The sequence below is a fragment of the Paracoccus sp. S-4012 genome (assembly GCF_009674885.1).
In the GTDB taxonomy this organism is placed as follows: domain Bacteria; phylum Pseudomonadota; class Alphaproteobacteria; order Rhodobacterales; family Rhodobacteraceae; genus Paracoccus.
In genome coordinates, this window is the sequence record NZ_WKKA01000006.1 from 133,022 (window position 1) to 151,462 (window position 18,441).

Genomic DNA, 18,441 nt, shown 5'->3' on the forward strand with positions numbered 1-18,441 from the left:
GCGTGGCGCGAAGCAGAGCCGCCCCCGCTGGCCCCGCGGCGCGGGCTGTGGGTATAAGAACCCCTATGGCGGCCGGCCGATCGCGGCCCCCCTGACGCATCCTCGGGAGTCCCGCATATGGTCAAGCACACGCGCCTGAGCCGCGATCCGGGCAACGCCCTGCTGCGCCGCCTGGGCGTGCGGACCCTGCGTGGGCGCGAGGCCGAGCCGCCGCCCGGCGCGCTGCGCCACGACCCGCGCCGCCAGCCGCTGCGGGGCGACGGCTGGTCGGGCCGCAGCCTGAGGCAATGCGGCATCGAGGTCGCGACCGACCCGCTGGAGGCCGCGCCCGACATCGCGGCGGTCGACCTGCGGCAGCGGCTGCGCGACAACCGCGAGGCGATCCGGCGCAACTACCTGACCACGCTCGCCGCCGCCCGCTCCGGGCATGTCATCACCCCTGCGGCCGAGTGGCTGATCGACAACCAGCACGTCATCGACGAGGCCTTCCGCCTTCAGCGCGAAGCCCTCGGCCCCGGCTTCCTGCGGCATCTGCCGACCCTCGCGCTGCCCCGCGGCGGGCGCGCGCCGCGGGTCCATGCCCTCGCCCATGCCTTCGTCGCGGCGACCAATTCCGACATCCACCTCGAAGCCCTGACCGAGTCCGTCCACGGCTTCCAGGAGGTCGAGACCCTCACCATCGCCGAGCTCTGGGCGCTGCCCGCCTTCCTGCGCTTCGTGCTGCTCGAGAACCTGCGGCGGCTCTCGGACCTCGTGGTCGACGCGCGTGAGAGCCGCGAGGCGGCGGATGCGCTGGCCGACGCCCTCGCCGCGGCGGGCGGCACGCGCGAGCATCACGCGCTGCTCGACGGCGCCGAGGGCCGCCTCGACGATCCGACCTTCGCCATGCAGCTGAGCTACCGTCTGTCCGAGGCGGCAGCGGTGGATACCCGCGCCGAGCTCTGGCTGCATGAGGGCCTCGCCTCCCGCGGCAGCGCCATCGAGTTGATCGTGCAGCACGAGTATGCGCGCCAGTCGGCGACCAACGTGACCGTCGGCAACGTCGTCCGCTCGCTCAGGCGGATGGGCGACATCAACTGGCTGAACTGGTTCGAGGAGGTCAGCCGCGTCGATGCGGTGCTGCGCGACGGCTCGGACTTCACGCGCCTCGACCAGCCGACGCGGGCCGCCTATCGCGACGCGATCGAGCGGCTGGCCCGCCGCTCGGGCCGCAGCGAGACCGAGGTGGCGCAGGCCGCGACCGCGGCGGCGGCGCGGCCCGAGGATGTGGGCGCGCTGCTGATCGGCGCCGACCTGCGCCGCTTCGAGGCGCTGCTGGACTACCGCCCGACCTCGGGCGAGCGGCTGCGCCGCGCCTATGCCCGTCTCGGCTGGCTCGGGATCGCGCTGCCCGCGGTGCTGCTGGCGGTCGGGCTGCTGGCGCTGCTCGGGCGGGTGCTGCCGCCCGGCATCGGCGGGGGCCTCGGCGTGCTGCTCCTCGGCCTCGCGTTCTTTGCCGCGGCCGATGCGGCGCTCGGCCTCGTCGCGCTCGTCACCGCGCGGCTGGTCGCGCCGCACCGGCTGCCGGCCTATGACTTCCGCGCCGGCGTTCCCTCGACCCACCGGACGCTGGTCGTGATCCCCTGCCTCCTCGGCAGCCGCGAGACCATCGACGAGCTGGTCCAGCAACTCGAGCTGCATTACCTCGCCAACCCGCTCGGCGATGTCAGCTTCGCGCTGCTGACCGACTGGACCGACGCCGATGCCGAGAGCGCGCCGGGGGACGGCGAACTGCTCGACCACGCCCGCGCGGGAATCGAGCGGCTGGCGGACCTCTATGACTACGGCAACCGGCGGCGCTTCTTCCTGCTGCACCGGGGGCGGCAGTGGAACGCCTCCGAAGGCAAGTGGATGGGGTGGGAGCGCAAGCGCGGCAAGCTGGAGGAGCTGAACCGGCTTCTGCGCGGCGGCGCCGACGAGACCAGCTTCATGCCGACCGGCCCGCTGCCGCCCGAGGGCATCCGCTATGTCGTGACGCTCGACAGCGACACCCGGCTGCCGCGCGGGACGGTGGCGCAGCTCGCGGGCAAGCTCGCGCATCCGGTGAACCAGCCGGTGATCGACGCCGAAACGCGGCGGGTCGTGCGCGGCCATGCGATCCTGCAGCCGCGGATCTCGGCCTCGCTGACCACCGGGGCCGAGGCCTCGATCTTCCAGCGCGTCTTCTCGGTCAGCCGCGGCCTCGACCCCTATGTCTTCGCCGTCTCCGACCTCTACCAGGACCTCGTCGAGGAGGGCAGCTTCACCGGCAAGGGCATCTACCACCTCGACAGCTTCGAGGAAGTCACCCGCGACCGCTTCCCCGAGAACACCATTCTCAGCCACGACCTGATCGAGGGCAGCTTCGCCCGCGCGGCCCTCGTCTCGGATATCGAGATGGTCGAGGAATACCCGATCCGCTACCAGGTCGAGCGCGGACGCCAGCATCGCTGGACCCGCGGCGACTGGCAGTTGCTGCCCTTCATCCTGCGGCGCGGCAACGGGCTCGGCGGCCTCGGGCGCTTCAAGATGCTCGACAACCTGCGCCGCAGCCTCGTGGCGCCCGGCTGGGTGTTGGCGTCGGTTCTGGGCTGGTTCGCGCTGCCCCCCGGCTGGGCCGCGGCCTGGCAGGCGGGCCTCGTGGCGCTGATTGCGCTGATGCCGCTGGTCCACCAGCTGCTCGGCCTGCGCCCCGGCGGGCCGAACGTCGCCCTGGGCTACCACCTGCGGCGGATCGCGCATGACGCGGGCAAGGCGCTGCTGGAACTGGGCCTGAAGATCGCCTTCGTCGCCGATTACGCGGTGGTGATGACCGACGCCGTGGTTCGGACGCTCTGGCGGCTTCTCGTCAGCCGCAGGCACCTGCTGGAGTGGACCACGGCGGGCGAGGCCGCGCGCCTCGCGGCCGGGGCGAGCGGGCGGCAGCATCTGCGGATGATGGGTCCGGGCGTCGCGCTCGCGGTCGTGGTCGGGGTGGCGTTGCTTTTGCTGAACCCCGGAGCCCTGGCCGTCGCAGCGCCGTTCCTCGCCGCCTGGATCGCGGCGCCCTGGATCGCGGCCTGGGTTTCGGACACGATGGAGACCGAGGACCGCCTCGACATCGCCCCGGCCGATGCCGCAGCGCTTCGCGCCGTGGGCCGCCGCACCTGGCGCTATTTCGAGGCCTTCGTCGGCCCCGCCACGAACCACCTGCCGCCCGACAACTTCCAGGACGACCCGCATCCGAAGCTGGCCGAGCGCACCTCGCCCACCAACATCGGCTTCTACCTGCTCTCGGTGCTGTCCGCGAACGACCTCGGCTGGATCGGTAGGGCCGAGGCGCTGCAGCGGATCGGAGACACGCTCGACACCCTCGAGCGGCTGCCCCGGCAGGGCGGGCATTTCTACAACTGGTACGACACCCGCGACCTTTCAGTGCTGCAGCCGCCCTACATCTCGTCGGTGGACAGCGGCAACCTCGCGGGAACGCTGGTCGCGCTCTGCGCCGGGCTGAAGCGGTGGCTGCGCGGGGGCGAGCCGCAGGGGACTGGCCTCGCCGGCCTTGGCGACACGCTGCACCTCTTCCGCCAGCACCTGATCCTGCTGCCCGAGGACCGCCGCAGCGCGCCGCGCACCCTGCGCCGCCGGATCGACGATCTAACCGCGCGGCTGGCCGTCCTGCTGAACGAGGCCGCGGACGGACCCGAGGCGCTCGCGCACCGGGTCCACGGCATCGTCAGCGGCGCCGAGACGCTGGCGCGGCTGGCCAACGACCTCGACGGCGAGATCGGCAGCCCCGTCTCGGCCGAGGTGCTGGCCTGGGCGCAGGCGCTGCGCGCGACCGCGGGTTCGGTCCTCGGCGACACCGCGCCGGAGGCCGATCCGCACGCCTTCGCCCGCGTGGTCGAGTCGCTGGCCGAGCGCGCCCGCCTCCTCGCTTTCCAGATGGATTTCCGCTTCCTCGTGGACCCGGAAAAGCAGCTGCTCTCAGTCGGCTACCGCCCCGACGAGGAGGAGCGGGACCAGTCCTGCTACGATCTGCTGGCCTCCGAGGCGCGGCTGACCTCGTTCTTCGCCATCGCCAAGGGCGACCTGCGCAAGGATCACTGGGGCCATCTCGGGCGGCCCTTCGCCTCGCTCGGCGGCGGCGAGGCGGCGCTGATGAGCTGGTCGGGCTGCATGTTCGAATATCTCATGGCGCCGCTGGTGATGAAGGAGCAGTTGGGCGGCATCCTCAATCTCTCCAGCCACAGCGCGCTGAAGGAGCAGATACGCTACGGCGCCGAGCGGGGCGTGCCCTGGGGCATCTCGGAAAGCGCGATGAACGCGCGCGACCGCGAGATGAACTACCAGTACTACGCCTTCGGGGTGCCGACGCTGGGCCTTAAGCGCGTGGTCGCCAACGACCTCGTGATCGCGCCCTATGCCACCATCCTCGCCGCGCAGTTCCGCCCCGAGGAGGCGGTCCGCAATCTCGAGCGGCTGGAGAAGCACGGCGCCCTCGGTCCCCACGGCTTCTACGACGCGGTCGATTTCACCCGCTCGCGTCTGGTCGAGGGCGCGCAATATGCCGTGGTCCGTAACGTCATGGCGCATCACCACGGCATGTCGATCGTGGCGGTCGCGAACGCCGTCCTCGACGGCATCCACCGCGAACGCTTCCACGAGGACCCGGTGGTGCAGGCGGCCGAACTCCTGCTGCAGGAGCGCAGCCCGCGCGAGATCGTGCCCGTCACCCGCCCCGAGGACGGCTTCGGCGTCTCCGGCGCCGAGGAGCGGTTCGAGGCCCCGGCGCAGTCGCAGACCGACGACCCGGCGAATGCGCGGCGCGACATCGCGCTGCTGTCGAACGGGCGCCTCTCGGCCACGCTCAGCTCCACCGGCGCGGGGCAGGCGCAGCTTCTCGACATCGCGCTGAACCGCTGGCTGCCCGACCCGGCGGTGAACCAGGGCGGCATCTTCCTCTTCCTGCGCGATCTTGAGACGTTCGAGTGGTGGTCCGCCTCGACCTCGCCGCGCCGCGCCTCGCAGGGCGAGACGGCCTCGACCCTCTTCTCCGACCACAAGGCCGAATTCTTCAAATACGCCGACGAGATCGAGACCCGTATGGAGGTCATCGCCGCCTCCGAGAGCGATGCCGAGGGCCGCCGCCTGACGATCCGCAACCGCTCGGACCGCGAGCGGCTGATCGAGGTCACGTCCTATGGCGAGATCGTCCTCGACAATCCCGCGAACGACCGCGCCCATCCGGCCTTCTCGAAGCTCTTCGTGCGGACCTCGATCAGCGAGGACCGCTCCACCGTCTTCGCCCGCCGCCGCCCGCGCGATCCGCGCGGCAAGGCGTGGTATCTGGCGCATCTCGTGACCGGCGACGACGCCGCGATCCTGCCGGGCGCCGAGGCGGAGACCGACCGCCGCGCCTTCATCGGCCGGGGCCGGGGCCTCGGCCGGGCACGGGCCTTCGATCCGGGGGCGCGGCTCGAGGGGCATCAGGGCTTCACCCTCGATCCGGTGTTCTCGCTGCGCCGCGTGGTGCGCCTCGCGCCCCGGCAGTCGGTGGACCTGACCTTCTGGACCATCGTCGGCGACAACGAGGAGAACACCGCCCGCGCCGCCCAGCACTATGCCGTGCCGCGGGTCTATGACCACGAGCTGAACCTGGCCTGGTCCTACAGCCAGGTGCAGCTGCGCCACCTCGACGTGTCGATGGCGGACGCGACCCTCTTCCGCCGCTTCGCCGCGCTGCTGGTCTATCCCGACCCGTCGCTCGCCGCGGCCGACACCGACCGCCGCGGCGGCCTGGGGCCGCAGTCCGACCTCTGGCCGATGGGCATCTCGGGCGACTACCCGATCATCCTGCTGCGGATCGACGACGAGAGCGACATGCCGATCCTGCGCGGGGCGATGCGGATGCACCGCTACCTGCGCGCCCGCGGCATCGTCAGCGACCTCGTGATCCTGAACGAGCGCGGCACCTCCTACGTCCAGGACCTGCAGGCGCAGATCGACGCCATGGTGGAGGCGGCGGCGCAGTTCGCGCCCACGGGCGACATCTCGCGCAACGTCTTCAAGCTGCGCCGCGACCTGCTGGCGCCGCAGTCCGCGGCCACCCTGATGGCCGCCGCGCGGATCGTGCTGCACACGCGCAACGGGCGGCTGGCCGAGCAGATCGCGCGGCTGGACGAGCGCCGCGCGAACGGCGCCGGGCCCGCGGTGCGCACGGCCCCGCTGCCCGCGGCTCCGCCGCGCGCCGCGCTGCCGGCGCCGCCGCTCTCGGGGGAGGGGCTGGAGTTCTGGAACGGCATCGGCGGCTTCGCGGCGGGGGGCCGCGAATACGTCGTCCGCCTGCGCCACGGCGAATCCACGCCGCATCCCTGGATCAACGTCATCGCCCGCGAGGATTTCGGCTTCCACGTCTCGGCCGGGGGGGCGGGTTACACCTGGGCCGTCAACTCGCGCGACTACCAGATCACACCGTGGGCCAACGACCCGGTCGTGAACCGCTGCGGCGAGGCGATCCACATCCTCGACCGCGACACCGGCCGGATCGCAACGCCCTTCAACCGCCTCTCGGACGACCCCGAGGCGGTGTTCGAGGCCCGCCACGGCATCGGCTGGTCGCGCTTCACCGGCCGCACCTCGTGGCTGGAGGTGGAGGCCACGCAGACCCTCGCCGACGGCGTTCCGGCGAAGCTGACGCGGCTGCGGCTGAAGAACCTCTCGGGCAAGACGCTCAGGCTCGAGACCTCGGCCTATGCCGAACTGGTCCTCGGCCAGCACCGCTCGCGCACCGCCACGGCCCTGCGGGCGGGGTTCGATCTCGAGCTTGGCGCGGTGGTCGCGCGCAACCCCTACGAGACGGCGGTGACCGGCCGCGTGACCGCGCTGTCGGCCACCAGTCCTGCGGATGGCTGGCTGGTGTCGCGTCTCGAATGGCTGGGCCGCGGCGGCGCGATGATGCGCCCGGCGGCGGTGACCGACTGGCCCCGCGCCAAGGCCTTCGACACGCCCTTCGCGGGCGAGACCCATGGCGACCCCTGCGTCGCCATGATGTGCCGCATCGAGGTCCCGGCCGGCGAGACGCGCGAGCTGACCTTCGTGCTGGCCGACGCGCCCGAGGCGGAGCTTCCGGCAGTGCTGCGGCAGGCCACCACCGCGGATGCGATGGAGCGCGCGCTGGCAAGCGCCGCGCGCGACTGGGACGGCGTGCTCGACACGTTGCAGGTCAAGACGCCCGACCACGCCTTCGATCTGATGGTCAACACCTGGCTGCCCTACCAGTCGCTCGGCTGCCGGTTGCGCGCGCGCACCGCCTTCTACCAGGCCTCCGGCGCCTTCGGCTTCCGCGACCAGCTGCAGGACACGCTGTCGCTGATGCTGCAGGACCCCGGCCTTGCGCGGGCGCAGCTGCTCAACGCCGGCTCGCGCCAGTTCCGCGAGGGCGACGTGCAGCACTGGTGGCTGCCCGGCACCGGCGCCGGCGTGCGAACCATGATCGTGGACGACGTGGTCTGGCTCGCCTACGGCACCGCCACCTACATCGCCGCGACCGGCGACACGGGCATCCTCGACGAGCCGCTCCCCTGGCTGGAAGGCCCGGCCCTCGACCCTGGCGAGCACGACCGCTTCTTCCAGCCCGACGTTACCACCGAGACCGCGTCCCTTTACGAGCACTGCGCCCGCGCCCTCGACCTCTGCATCGCGCGCAGCGGTCCGCGGGGCCTGCCGCTGTTCCTCGGCGGCGACTGGAACGACGGCATGAACCGCGTGGGCGAGGGCGGGGTCGGCGAATCCGCCTGGATGGGCTGGTTCCTGATCGCCGGGATCGACGCCTTCGCGCCGCTGGCCGAGGCGCGCGGCGACACCGAACGCGCCGAGCGGCTGCGCGCCCACCGCGAGTCCGTGGCCGCAGCGATGGAGCGCGAGGCCTGGGACGGCGCCTGGTACCGCCGCGGCTGGTTCGACAACGGCGCCCCCCTCGGCTCCGCCGAGAGCGACGAGTGCCGCATCGACGCCATCGCCCAGAGCTGGGCCATGATCTCGGGCGCCGCCGACCCAGACCGCGCCCGTCAGGCGGCGGACTCGGCGCTCGAACAGCTGACCGACGAGAAGGCGCAGATCTTCCGCCTGTTCGCGCCCTCCTTCGACAGGACCGAGAACGAGCCCGGCTACATCAAGTCCTACCCCCCCGGCGTGCGCGAGAACGGCGGCCAGTACACCCATGCCGCGGGCTGGATGATCTACGCGCTCGCCCGCGACGGCCGCACGGCGGAGGCGCACCGGCTGTTCGCGCTGGTCAACCCGGTCAACCACGCCCTCACCCGCGAGGCCGCCGACCGCTACCGGGTCGAGCCCTATGTCGTCGCCGCCGACGTCTATTCCGCGCCCGAGCGGCCGGGGCAGGGCGGCTGGACCTGGTACACCGGCTCGGCCGGCTGGCTCTACCGCGCCGCGGTGGAGGGAATCCTCGGCATCACGCTCGAAGGCGGCGAGGTCCGCGTGCGGCCGAACCTGCCGCCCGACTGGCCGGGCTTCACCGCGACGCTGAACAGGGGCGGCGAGACGCGCCGCATCGAGGTGCGGCGGGCGGCGGACGGCAGCGTCGCGGTGGACATGACGCCGCCGCCGCGGGCCGCACCGCGCCGGGAGCCGGAGGGGGCGCTCGACGAGGCGCTGACGGACGAGTGATGCGCCGCGGCGTTCCGGCAGCCCTCCCGTGACCCCCGCCGCGCGCGCCGGGGCCGCGGTGACGATCCTCGAACGCATCCTCGCGGGCGAGGCGGCCGAGGCGGCGCTGACCCGCTGGGCCCGCGCCAGCCGCTACGCCGGCTCCGGCGACCGCGCCGCGGTGCGCGATCTCGTCTATGACGCGCTGCGCCGCCGCCGCAGCCGCGCGGCGCTCGGCGGCGCGCTGACCGGACGCGGGTTGATCCTCGGGCTGTGCCGCGAGGAGGGGCTGGACCCCGACAGCCTCTTCGGCGCCGGTCCCCACGCGCCCGAGCCGCTGACCGAAGCCGAGCGCGCCGCCGGCCGCGCGCCCACACCGGACGAGGCCACGGATCTCCCCGACTGGCTGCTGCCCGCGCTCCGCGCCTCCCTTGGCCCGCGCTTCGAGGCGGTCGCTGCCGCCCTGCGCGACCGCGCGCCGGTCTGGCTGCGGGCAAACCGCCTCAAGGCCGCGCCCTCCGCGGCACTTGCGGCGCTCCGGGCTGAAGGGATCACGGCCGAGCCTTCGGCCGAACTGCCCGGCGCGCTGCGGATCACCGAAGGCGCCCGCCGCCTCAACGGCTCGGCCGCCTATCGCGACGGTCTGGTGGAGTTGCAGGACCTCTCGCCGCAACTCGCCGTCGCGACGCTCGGGCCCCTTGACGGACTCGCGGCCCTCGACTTCTGCGCCGGCGGCGGCGGCAAGACGCTGGCCCTCGCCGCCGCTGGAGCTGCCCGCCTCGTCGCCCACGATGCGAACCCCGCGCGCATGTCCGGCCTCCGCGACCGCGCCGCACGCGCTGGCGCGACGGTCGAGATCGTGCAGCCGGGCCGCATCGCCGGCCGGTTCGACCTTGTGGTGGCCGACGTCCCCTGCTCCGGCAGCGGCAGCTGGCGGCGCGACCCCGAGGGCCGCTGGCGGCTCACCCCCGCCCAGCTCGAGGCGCTCCTCGCCACGCAAGCCGCGATCCTCGACGAGGCGGCCGCGCGGCTGCATCCCGGCGGGCGGCTGGCCTACATGACCTGCTCGCTCCTCGAGGCCGAAAACGCCGCGCAGATCGATGCCTTCCTCTCGCGCCGCCCCGATTTCCGGACCGAGTTCACCCGGCTGATGACCCCGCTCGGCGAAAGCGACGGCTTCTACGTCGCTGTCCTGCGGCAGGGCAGTCGTTAACCGCAGCTTAACATTTGCGCGCTAGCCTGCGCCGCATGACCCTCCGCCACGCCCTTGCCGCCCGGTTCCTGCCACCGCTCCGCGCCGCCCTCGCGCCGCCGGGTGCGCTGCTGCTGCCGGTCCTGATGCTGCCCACGCTCGCGGCGGCGCTGTGGCTGGCGCTCGACCCGCCGGGCGAGCCGCTGCCCGCGCGTCTGCTCGCCGTCGGCGGGGCGGCGGTCCTCGCCTGGTACATGCTGGGCGGCACCATGACCCTGGGCACGCTCCGCGCCGCTCGCCGCGCGCGGCAGGCGCTTGCGCGCGACAAGGCCGAACTGGCCAGCCTGCCTGGGCAAGTCTGGGCCAGCGACGGCTCCGGGCTGATACTGTGGCAGAACCCCGAGGCCGCCGCCGCCCATGGCGATTGCCTCGGCCGCCCGATCGCCGCGCCCCTTGCCCGTCTCGCCGCCGACCCCGGGGAACTGCACCGCAGCCTCCTCGCGCGGCTGCCCGGGCGGCCGCAGGCCGAGGCTGAGGCGGGCCATGGCCGCCTGCGCCTGAGCCCACAGGCCGGCGGCACGCTGCAGATCTGGCAGTATCTCCCGCCGCCCTCGGTGCCGGAAGCCGATGCTCCAACAGAGGCGCCGACCCCGGCCGAGGACCGCGCCCTCTTCGAACTCCTCCCGGCGGCCCTGCTTCGGATCGGCCCCGACGGCCGCATCCACGCCGCGAACGCCGCCGCGGAACGGATGCTCGGCACCGTCCCCACCGGCGCCACCCTCGCCACGCTGCTCGACGGTCTCGGCCGGCCCGTGGACGCCTGGGTGGACGACGTCCTCCGCCGCCGGACCGAGCCGCGCCCGGAGATCCTGCACCGGCGCCGCAGCCCGGAGCTGCATCTGCAGGTCGCCCTCGCCCGCGACGCGCAGGGAGGGCTGCTCGCGATGCTGACCGATGCGAGCGCGATGAAGACCCTCGAGGCGCAGTTCGTCCAGAGCCAGAAGATGCAGGCGATCGGCCATCTCGCGGGCGGCATCGCGCATGACTTCAACAACCTGCTGACCGCCATCAGCGGCCATTGCGACCTGCTGATGCTGCGCCACGAGAAGACCGATCCCGACTACGCCGATCTCGACCAGATCGGCCAGAACGCCAACCGCGCGGCGGCGCTGGTCGGGCAGCTGCTGGCGTTCTCGCGCAAGCAGACGCTGAACCCGCAGCTGATGGACCTGCGCGACACGCTTGCGGATCTCACGCATCTGCTGAACCGCCTGGTGGGCGAGCGGGTGGTGCTGGAACTCGAGCACGACCCCGAGCTGCACCCGATCCGCGCCGACCGCCGCCAGGTCGAGCAGGTGCTGGTCAACCTCGTCGTCAACGCGCGCGACGCGATGGCCCATGGCGGGCGCATCATCATTCGCACCGCGAACCTCGCCCGCGGCGCCCGCCCGCGGCCGCGGCGGCTGCCGGAAGGCGACTGGGTCACGGTCGAGGTCCGCGACGAGGGTTGCGGCATTCCGCCCGACCGCCTGGACAAGATCTTCGAGCCCTTCTTCACCACCAAGCGCGCCGGCGAGGGGACCGGCCTCGGCCTCTCGACCGTCTACGGCATCGTCAAGCAGACCGGCGGCTATGTCTTCTGCGACAGCACGCTGGGGCAGGGCACCTGCTTCTCGCTGCATTTTCCGGCCCATGACCCGGCCCGCCTGACCGAGGCCCAGGCCGCCCATGCGGAGGTCGCACCCGCGCCGCAGCCGCAGGCCACCGGCGGCGGACGCGTGCTGCTGGTCGAGGACGAGGCCGCGGTCCGCGCCTTTGCCGGCCGCGCGCTCAGGATGCGCGGCTTCGAGGTGATCGAGGCCGAGAGTGGCGAGCACGCGCTCGACCTCCTCTCCGGCCGCGAGGACGCCATCGACGTCTTCGTCACCGACGTGGTGATGCCGGGGCTGGACGGCCCTTCATGGGTTCGCCGGGCGCTGCGCGACCGCCCGAACACGCGCGTCCTCTTCATCTCCGGCTACAGCGAGGATGTCTTCGACGACGGCCGCAGCCCGGTTCCCGGCGCGGCCTTCCTGCAGAAGCCCTTCTCGCTGGCATCGCTGGCCGAGACGGTCGCCAGGCTGGCAGCGGCCGATCCCGAGCGCCGCAGCGCCGGTCAGAGCGATGCGTAGAGGGCCACATCAACCGCCAGCGCCTCGCGCAGCCGGGCCTCGAGCTCGGGCGTCACGCTGGTGTCGCGGCGCGGCGGCACGTTGACGCGCGGCAGGCTCACCGCGCAGTCGAGGCGCTGCTCGAGGAAATGGGTGAAGCGGTCCATCTCCTCGTAGCGGAAGATCCGCGCCGCCCGCGCCCCCCCGCCGGTCAGGAACTCGGCCTGGCGGCCGATCCGCGCATGGTCCGGCGGCTCCACGGCGATGCAGTCGGTGGCGAAGTCGTGAAACGGCATGCCCGCCAGCGGATGGTCAGGGTCATCGAGGTCGTCCTGCTGGCGGAACCGGTACCAGCTCCGCAACCAGTCGATTGGCTCCCGCATGAGGGCGACCGTGGTGAATGGCTCGCCGGGCGCGGCGGCCTCGAGCCAGGGGCGGATGTGGCGCTCGAAGGCCGCAGCCGAGGTATGCTTGAGCGCCGGCGGCCGTTCGATCGCCAGGCTGGCCAGCGATTCGAGCGCCACCTCGACGGCCGTCGACCCCGCCTTGGGGGTGGCCAGGAAAACGAGGCGCTGGTCGAGAAAGATGAGCATCCGGTCCCCGCTTCGCGTGATCGGCGGGAGGGATAGCCGCGGCCGTGCCGGGAGTAAACCGCCAGGCCCGGCGGCGCCGGGCGCGCGTAAACCGCCGGTTAACCTTTCGCTGCGAAACAGGGGGCGGCGATTCGGAATGTCCTTGCGGAGCGGGCCGAAATCGGCGAAGAAGGCGCGAACAATACAAGAACGATCGCGGCGCGGAATGCGGCTTTCCCGCCGCCGCGGCATCTGACAGAAAGGGGCGGAGTGACAATGAGCAGCAGTCTGAAGATCATCGACATGGACGACAAGCGGGCGGCCGACCGCCAGAAGGCCCTGGACAGCGCGCTGGCGCAGATCGAGCGGCAGTTCGGCAAGGGCTCGATCATGAAGCTGGGCAAGGACAGCCCGGTGATGGAGATTGAGGCGACCTCGACCGGCTCGCTGGGCCTCGACATCGCGCTCGGGATCGGTGGCCTGCCGAAAGGCCGGATCATCGAGATCTTCGGCCCCGAAAGCTCCGGCAAGACGACCCTCACGCTGCATGTCGTTGCTGAGGAGCAGAAGAAGGGCGGCGTCTGCGCCTTCGTGGATGCCGAGCACGCGCTCGACCCGCAATATGCCAAGAAGCTGGGCGTGGACCTCGACGAGTTGCTGATCTCGCAGCCCGACACCGGCGAGCAGGCCCTCGAGATCGTGGACACGCTGGTGCGCTCGGGCGCGGTCAGCCTGGTGGTGGTCGACTCGGTCGCGGCGCTGACGCCCAAGTCCGAGATCGAGGGCGACATGGGCGACATGCAGATGGGCAGTCAGGCCCGCCTGATGAGCCAGGCGATGCGCAAGCTGACGGCGTCGATCGGGCGCAGCAACTGCATGGTCATCTTCATCAACCAGATTCGCATGAAGATCGGCGTGATGTTCGGCAGCCCCGAGACGACCACCGGCGGCAACGCGCTGAAATTCTACGCCTCCGTCCGCCTCGACATCCGCCGCATCGGCTCGGTCAAGGACCGTGACGAGGTGACGGGCAACCAGACACGCGTGAAGGTGGTCAAGAACAAGGTCGCGCCGCCCTTCCGGCAGGTCGAGTTCGACATCATGTATGGCGAGGGGATCTCGAAGGTGGGCGAGTTGATCGACCTCGGCGTCAAGGCCGGCGTGGTCGAGAAGTCCGGCGCATGGTATTCCTACGGCGACCAGCGGATCGGTCAGGGGCGCGAGAACGCCAAGCAGTTCCTGCGCGACAACCCCGCGATGGCGGACGAGATCGAGGACCGGATCCGGGCCAGCCACGGCCTCGACTTTGCGGTGAGCGAGGCCGAGGAGCCGCTGACCGAGGATTGAGGCGAAGCGCCGCGGGTCATCGAACCGCGGCGCTTCGTTGAAGGGGGGCGCCGCGCCCCCCTTCACTCTCGCCGAAACCCGGGCGGCGTGCCCGGCTCGTGAGAGCACCGGCGGCCGAGAAAGCCCCGCGCCGGAGGCCAGCCGCCGCTGGACAGCCGCCCGGCCCCCGCCTACATCTCGTCGCCGCACTGCCGCATTCCCGCGCGCGCCCGAGGTTCCGCCATGCCCAGCCTGAACGACATCCGCCAGACCTTCCTCGACTTCTTCGCGCGGAACGGCCATGCGGTGGTCGACTCCTCGCCGCTGGTCCCGAGGAACGACCCGACCCTGATGTTCACGAACTCGGGCATGGTCCAGTTCAAGAACGTCTTCACCGGGCTCGAGAGCCGCCCCTACAACCGTGCGACCACGGCGCAGAAATGCGTTCGCGCCGGCGGCAAGCATAACGACCTCGACAATGTTGGCTACACCGCGCGGCACCACACCTTCTTCGAGATGCTGGGCAATTTCAGCTTCGGCGACTACTTCAAGTCCGAGGCGATCCCCTTCGCTTGGGAACTCCTGACCCGCGACTTCGCCATTCCCGCGGACCGGCTGCTGGTCACGGTCTACCACACCGACGACGAGGCTGCGGCGATCTGGAAGAAGGTCGCGGGCCTTCCGGACGAGCGCATCATCCGCATCCCCACCGACGACAACTTCTGGCGCATGGGCCCCACCGGCCCCTGCGGCCCCTCGACCGAGATCTTCTTCGACCACGGCGCGGAGATCTGGGGCGGCCCGCCCGGCTCCCCCGATGAGAACGGCGACCGGTTCATCGAGATCTGGAACCTCGTCTTCATGCAGAACGAGCAGCACGCCGACGGCTCGATGACCGAGCTGCCGCGGCAGTCGATCGACACCGGCATGGGGCTGGAGCGGATTGGCGCGCTGCTGCAGGGCAAGCACGACAACTACGACACCGACCTCATGCGGGCGCTGATCGAGGCCTCGGCGAACGCCACCTCGACTGATCCCGACGGACCGGGCAAGGTCCACCACCGGGTGATCGCCGACCACCTGCGCTCGACCAGCTTCCTGATCGCCGACGGGGTGATGCCCTCGAACGACGGCCGCGGCTACGTGCTGCGGCGGATCATGCGCCGCGCCATGCGTCACGCGCATATGCTGGGCGCGCAGGACCCGGTCATGCACCGCCTCGTGCCGGCGCTCGTGCGGCAGATGGGCGCGGCCTATCCCGAGCTCACCCGCGCGCGGGCGACCATCGAGGAGACGTTGCGGCTGGAGGAGACGCGCTTCCGCCAGACGCTCGAGCGCGGGTTGCGGCTCCTCGACGACGAGCTCAACCGGCTGCCGGAGGGCGCGGCGCTTCCGGGCGAGGCGGCATTCCGCCTCTATGACACCTACGGCTTCCCGCTCGACCTCACGCAGGACGCGCTGCGCGAGCGGGGGCAGGCGGTCGACGTGGCGGGCTTCGACGCCGCTATGGCCGAGCAGAAGGCGAAGGCGCGCGCGGCCTGGTCCGGCTCGGGCGAGGCGGCGGATGCGGCGATCTGGTTCGAGCTTGCCGACCGCCACGGCGCGACCGAGTTCCTGGGTTATGACAGCGAGGCGAGCGAAGGCGCGATCCTGGCGCTGGTCGATGGCGGCCAGACGGTCGAGCGCGCGGGCGAGGGCGAGAGGGTCCAGATCGTCGTCAACCAGACCCCCTTCTATGCCGAGAGCGGCGGGCAGGTGGGCGACACCGGCCTCGTCAAGACCGAGACCGGCGCCGCGCGCGTCACCGACACGCGGCGGATGCAGGGGGTGATCGTCCATCTGGCCGAGGTCACGCTGGGCGAGATCGCCGTGGGGCAGGGCGCGCAGCTTTCGGTGGACAGCGACCGCCGCGGCGCGATCCGCGCCAACCATTCGGCCACGCATCTGCTGAACGAGGCGCTGCGGGGCGCCCTTGGCGAGCATGTCGCGCAGAAGGGCAGCCTGAACGCCGATGACCGGCTGCGCTTCGATTTCAGCCACGGCAAGGCGGTCACGGCCGAGGAACTGGCCGCGATCGAGGCTGAGGTGAACGCGCTGATCCGCCAGAACGCCCCGGTCGAGACCCGCGTGATGTCGCCCGAGGACGCGCGCGAATTGGGCGCGCAGGCGCTGTTTGGTGAGAAATATGGCGACGAGGTGCGGGTCGTCTCGATGGGCCACCGCGAGGGATCGGAGAAGGGCGCCAACCGCGACACCTATTCGATCGAACTCTGCGGCGGCACGCATGTTGCGCGCACCGGCGATATCGGCGCCTTCGTCATCCTTGGCGACAGTGCTTCCTCCGCCGGGGTGCGGCGGATCGAGGCGGTGACGGGGGAGGCGGCGCTTGCGCATCTGCGCGCGGCCGAAGGGCGGCTGTCGGAAATCGCCGGGCTGCTGAAGGCGCCGGTGGGCGACGTCGTGGACCGCGTGAAGGCGCTCGCGGACGAGCGCCGGGCGATGGCCGGCGAGATCGCCTCGCTGAAGCGGCAGCTGGCGATGGGCGGGGGTGGCGACGCCTCGCCGCAGGCACGCGAGGTCGGCGGGGTCAGCTTCCTTGCCCGCCGGGTCGAGGGCGTTTCGGGCCGCGACCTGCCGGCGCTCGTCGATGACATGAAGCGCAGCCTTGGTTCTGGCGCGGTGCTGGTCCTGGCGGATGCCGGCGGAAAGGCGGCGGTGGCGGCGGGGGTGACGCCGGACCTGACGGGCCGCGTCTCTGCGGTGGACATGGTGCGCCGCGCGGCCGAGGCGCTTGGCGGCAAGGGTGGCGGCGGCAGGCCGGACATGGCACAGGGCGGGGCGCCCTCGCTCGAGGCTGCGGACGCGGCGATTGCGGCGGTCGAGACCATGATCGGAGAGACGGCATGAGCGCGCTCTGGATTGCCAATGTCCATGTGACCGACGCCGAGGCCTATGGCCGCTATGCCGCGCTCGCGGGCGAGGCGATTGCGGCGCATGGCGGCGTGTTCCTCGCCCGCTCCGGGCGGCATATCCAGCTCGAGGGGCGCGACCGGGCCCGCAACGTGGTCGCACGCTTTCCCTCGCTCGAGGCGGCGGAGGCCTGCTACCGCTCGGACGCCTATCAGGCCGCGCTCGCCCATGCCCGCGGCGCGGCCGAGCGCGATCTCGTGATCGTGGAGGAGAACGGTCCCGGCAGTTGAGCCGCCCCTACTCCCGCTGCGCGTCCCATCGCGCATCCACCGGCACCTGCAGCGCGGTGGCGAGCGCGTTGGTCTGGCTCGCGCAGGCGATGACGGCCAGCAGCTCGGCATATTGCGCGTCGGTCATGCCCTTCGCCCGCGCAGCGGCGGTGTGGGAATGGACGCAGTAGCCGCAGCCGTTCGCGGTCGAAACGGCGACATAGAGCAGTTCCTTGACCAGCGGGTCCAGCGCACCCGGCGCCATCACATGCCGCACCCGCGCCCATGTCTGGCGCAGCAGCGCCGGGTCGGCGGCGAGCGCGCGCCAGAAGTTGTTGACGTAGTCGGTGCCGCGGGCGGCGCGGATTTCCTCGAAGACCGCCCGCGCCTCGGGCGGGGCGGTCTCGTCATCCAGCAGCGGGCGGACCGCCATCAGGGCGCGAGCGCGAGGATGCGGCCCGGCCCGCCGGTGCCGCGCGCGTGCTTCGGCGCCCCGACGACGATCGTCGCCCCTGTGGCGGGAAGCTGGTCGAGGCCCGCGAGGCATTCGATGCCGTAGTGCCCAGCCGGCAGCCAGCTCGTATGGACGCCGAAGTCGGGCGAGTTGCTGGGATCGAGCGAGAGCGTGTCCACCCCGATCCCGACCACACCCATGCCGCCCAGCACGTCGGTCGCCGCCTTCGAGAAACCGGGGAAGGCGAGCGCGCCGTCCGCCGTGTTGCGGAACTCGGGCGTCCCCAGCTTCGCCGCCCAGCCGGACTGCATCGCCACGAGCGCCCCCTGCGGGATCTCGCCATTGGCGCTGACCCAGGCCTCGATGTCCTCCGGGTCCACCGTGGCGTTGGCGTCCTCGGCCGCCTTGGCGGTGATGTCTACGATGCAGAGCGGGCAGACGAGGTTCTGCGGCTCCAGCTCGGCCACCGACTTGCCGTCAGCCGAGAAATGCAGCGGTGCGTCGATATGGGTGCCGGAATGCTCCCAGATCGTCAGCTTCCAGATCTGGTAGCCGTCGGCTTGGATGTTCTTGTCCTCTTCGAAGGCGATGCCGGGAGTGCCGTCGAAGGTCGGGAAGGTCTCGTCGAAGACATGGGTGAGGTCCACCACCCGCCCGGCCGTGGCGCTCGCCTGCGCGAGGGCGGCGCGGGGCGCCATCCCGGCGGCGCCGAGCGCAAGGCCGGTCGCCGCCGCCCCGGTGAAGAGCTTGCGGCGCGAGAGCATGGTCTCCTTGACGTGATCGATGACGCAGGCGTGGCACATGGGTCGTCCCTCCCTCCAGTGGTCGGGGCCGATGCTGCCGCCACAGGCCCCGGTCTGGCAACGGAAATCCGGTTGCGGCTTTCAACCCCTGCCCGAGGCCG

At 71.9% G+C, this 18,441-nt stretch carries 9 protein-coding genes; 6 read left to right on the forward strand and 3 right to left on the reverse strand.

Going from position 1 to position 18,441, the window contains the following annotated elements; translation table 11 throughout:
• Positions 1-117 precede the first annotated feature (117 nt).
• From GI374_RS10070 to GI374_RS10080, 3 genes are read left to right on the forward strand one after another with little or no spacing between them, the layout of a single operon-like run.
• A complete protein-coding gene (locus tag GI374_RS10070; protein WP_154336943.1) occupies positions 118-8,685 on the forward strand; it encodes a GH36-type glycosyl hydrolase domain-containing protein in 8,568 nt (2,855 codons plus the stop codon).
• Between the two features lie 28 nt (positions 8,686-8,713).
• Positions 8,714-9,877, forward strand: a complete 1,164-nt coding sequence (locus GI374_RS10075) for an RsmB/NOP family class I SAM-dependent RNA methyltransferase (RefSeq protein ID WP_370515265.1) — start codon at positions 8,714-8,716, stop codon at positions 9,875-9,877.
• Between the two features lie 35 nt (positions 9,878-9,912).
• Positions 9,913-12,027, forward strand: coding sequence for a PAS domain-containing sensor histidine kinase (locus GI374_RS10080; RefSeq protein ID WP_154336944.1), 2,115 nt, complete (start codon positions 9,913-9,915; stop codon positions 12,025-12,027).
• Here the strand turns inward: GI374_RS10080 and GI374_RS10085 are convergent.
• Complete coding sequence (locus GI374_RS10085) at positions 12,012-12,830, reverse strand: hypothetical protein (protein ID WP_229583060.1); 819 nt, start codon at positions 12,828-12,830, stop codon at positions 12,012-12,014. The two genes, GI374_RS10080 and GI374_RS10085, sit on opposite strands and share 16 nt — an antisense overlap.
• A 51-nt stretch (positions 12,831-12,881) precedes the next feature.
• On the opposite strand from GI374_RS10085, the gene recA reads away from it, so the two are divergent.
• The 3 genes from recA (at position 12,882) to GI374_RS10100 (ending at position 17,104) form a co-directional block, all read left to right on the forward strand.
• Positions 12,882-13,925, forward strand: a complete 1,044-nt coding sequence (gene recA, locus GI374_RS10090) for a recombinase RecA (protein ID WP_370515274.1) — start codon at positions 12,882-12,884, stop codon at positions 13,923-13,925.
• A 222-nt stretch (positions 13,926-14,147) separates the two neighbouring features.
• Positions 14,148-16,811 carry an alanine--tRNA ligase gene (gene alaS, locus GI374_RS10095; protein ID WP_154336946.1) on the forward strand — a complete coding sequence of 888 codons (2,664 nt, stop codon included), beginning with the start codon at positions 14,148-14,150 and terminating at the stop codon, positions 16,809-16,811.
• Positions 16,808-17,104 (forward strand): DUF1330 domain-containing protein, encoded by a 297-nt coding sequence (locus GI374_RS10100; RefSeq protein ID WP_154336947.1) that lies wholly within the window; start codon positions 16,808-16,810, stop codon positions 17,102-17,104. Before alaS ends, GI374_RS10100 begins: the two co-directional genes overlap by 4 nt.
• A gap of 7 nt (positions 17,105-17,111) precedes the next feature.
• Here GI374_RS10100 and GI374_RS10105 read toward each other — a convergent pair whose 3' ends face one another.
• Together GI374_RS10105 and GI374_RS10110 are read right to left on the reverse strand one after the other, a co-directional pair.
• Complete coding sequence (locus tag GI374_RS10105; protein WP_154336948.1) at positions 17,112-17,516, reverse strand: carboxymuconolactone decarboxylase family protein; 405 nt, start codon at positions 17,514-17,516, stop codon at positions 17,112-17,114.
• Positions 17,516-18,340 (reverse strand): cyclase family protein, encoded by an 825-nt coding sequence (locus GI374_RS10110; RefSeq protein ID WP_154336949.1) that lies wholly within the window; start codon positions 18,338-18,340, stop codon positions 17,516-17,518. The genes GI374_RS10105 and GI374_RS10110 overlap by 1 nt, the downstream gene beginning before the upstream one ends.
• Between the last annotated feature and the right edge of the window lie 101 nt (positions 18,341-18,441).

Excerpts from the sequence above, each read along its gene's own strand:
- GI374_RS10070 (WP_154336943.1), top strand. The coding sequence starts at position 118 with ATGGTCAAGCACACGCGCCTGAGCCGCGATCCGGGCAACGCCCTGCTG.
- GI374_RS10080 (WP_154336944.1), top strand. The coding sequence starts at position 9,913 with ATGACCCTCCGCCACGCCCTTGCCGCCCGGTTCCTGCCACCGCTCCGC.
- GI374_RS10085 (WP_229583060.1), bottom strand. The coding sequence starts at position 12,830 with ATGCCGCGGCGGCGGGAAAGCCGCATTCCGCGCCGCGATCGTTCTTGT.
- recA (WP_370515274.1), top strand. The coding sequence starts at position 12,882 with ATGGACGACAAGCGGGCGGCCGACCGCCAGAAGGCCCTGGACAGCGCG.
- alaS (WP_154336946.1), top strand. The coding sequence starts at position 14,148 with ATGCCCAGCCTGAACGACATCCGCCAGACCTTCCTCGACTTCTTCGCG.
- GI374_RS10100 (WP_154336947.1), top strand. The coding sequence starts at position 16,808 with ATGAGCGCGCTCTGGATTGCCAATGTCCATGTGACCGACGCCGAGGCC.
- GI374_RS10105 (WP_154336948.1), bottom strand. The coding sequence starts at position 17,516 with ATGGCGGTCCGCCCGCTGCTGGATGACGAGACCGCCCCGCCCGAGGCG.
- GI374_RS10110 (WP_154336949.1), bottom strand. The coding sequence starts at position 18,340 with ATGTGCCACGCCTGCGTCATCGATCACGTCAAGGAGACCATGCTCTCG.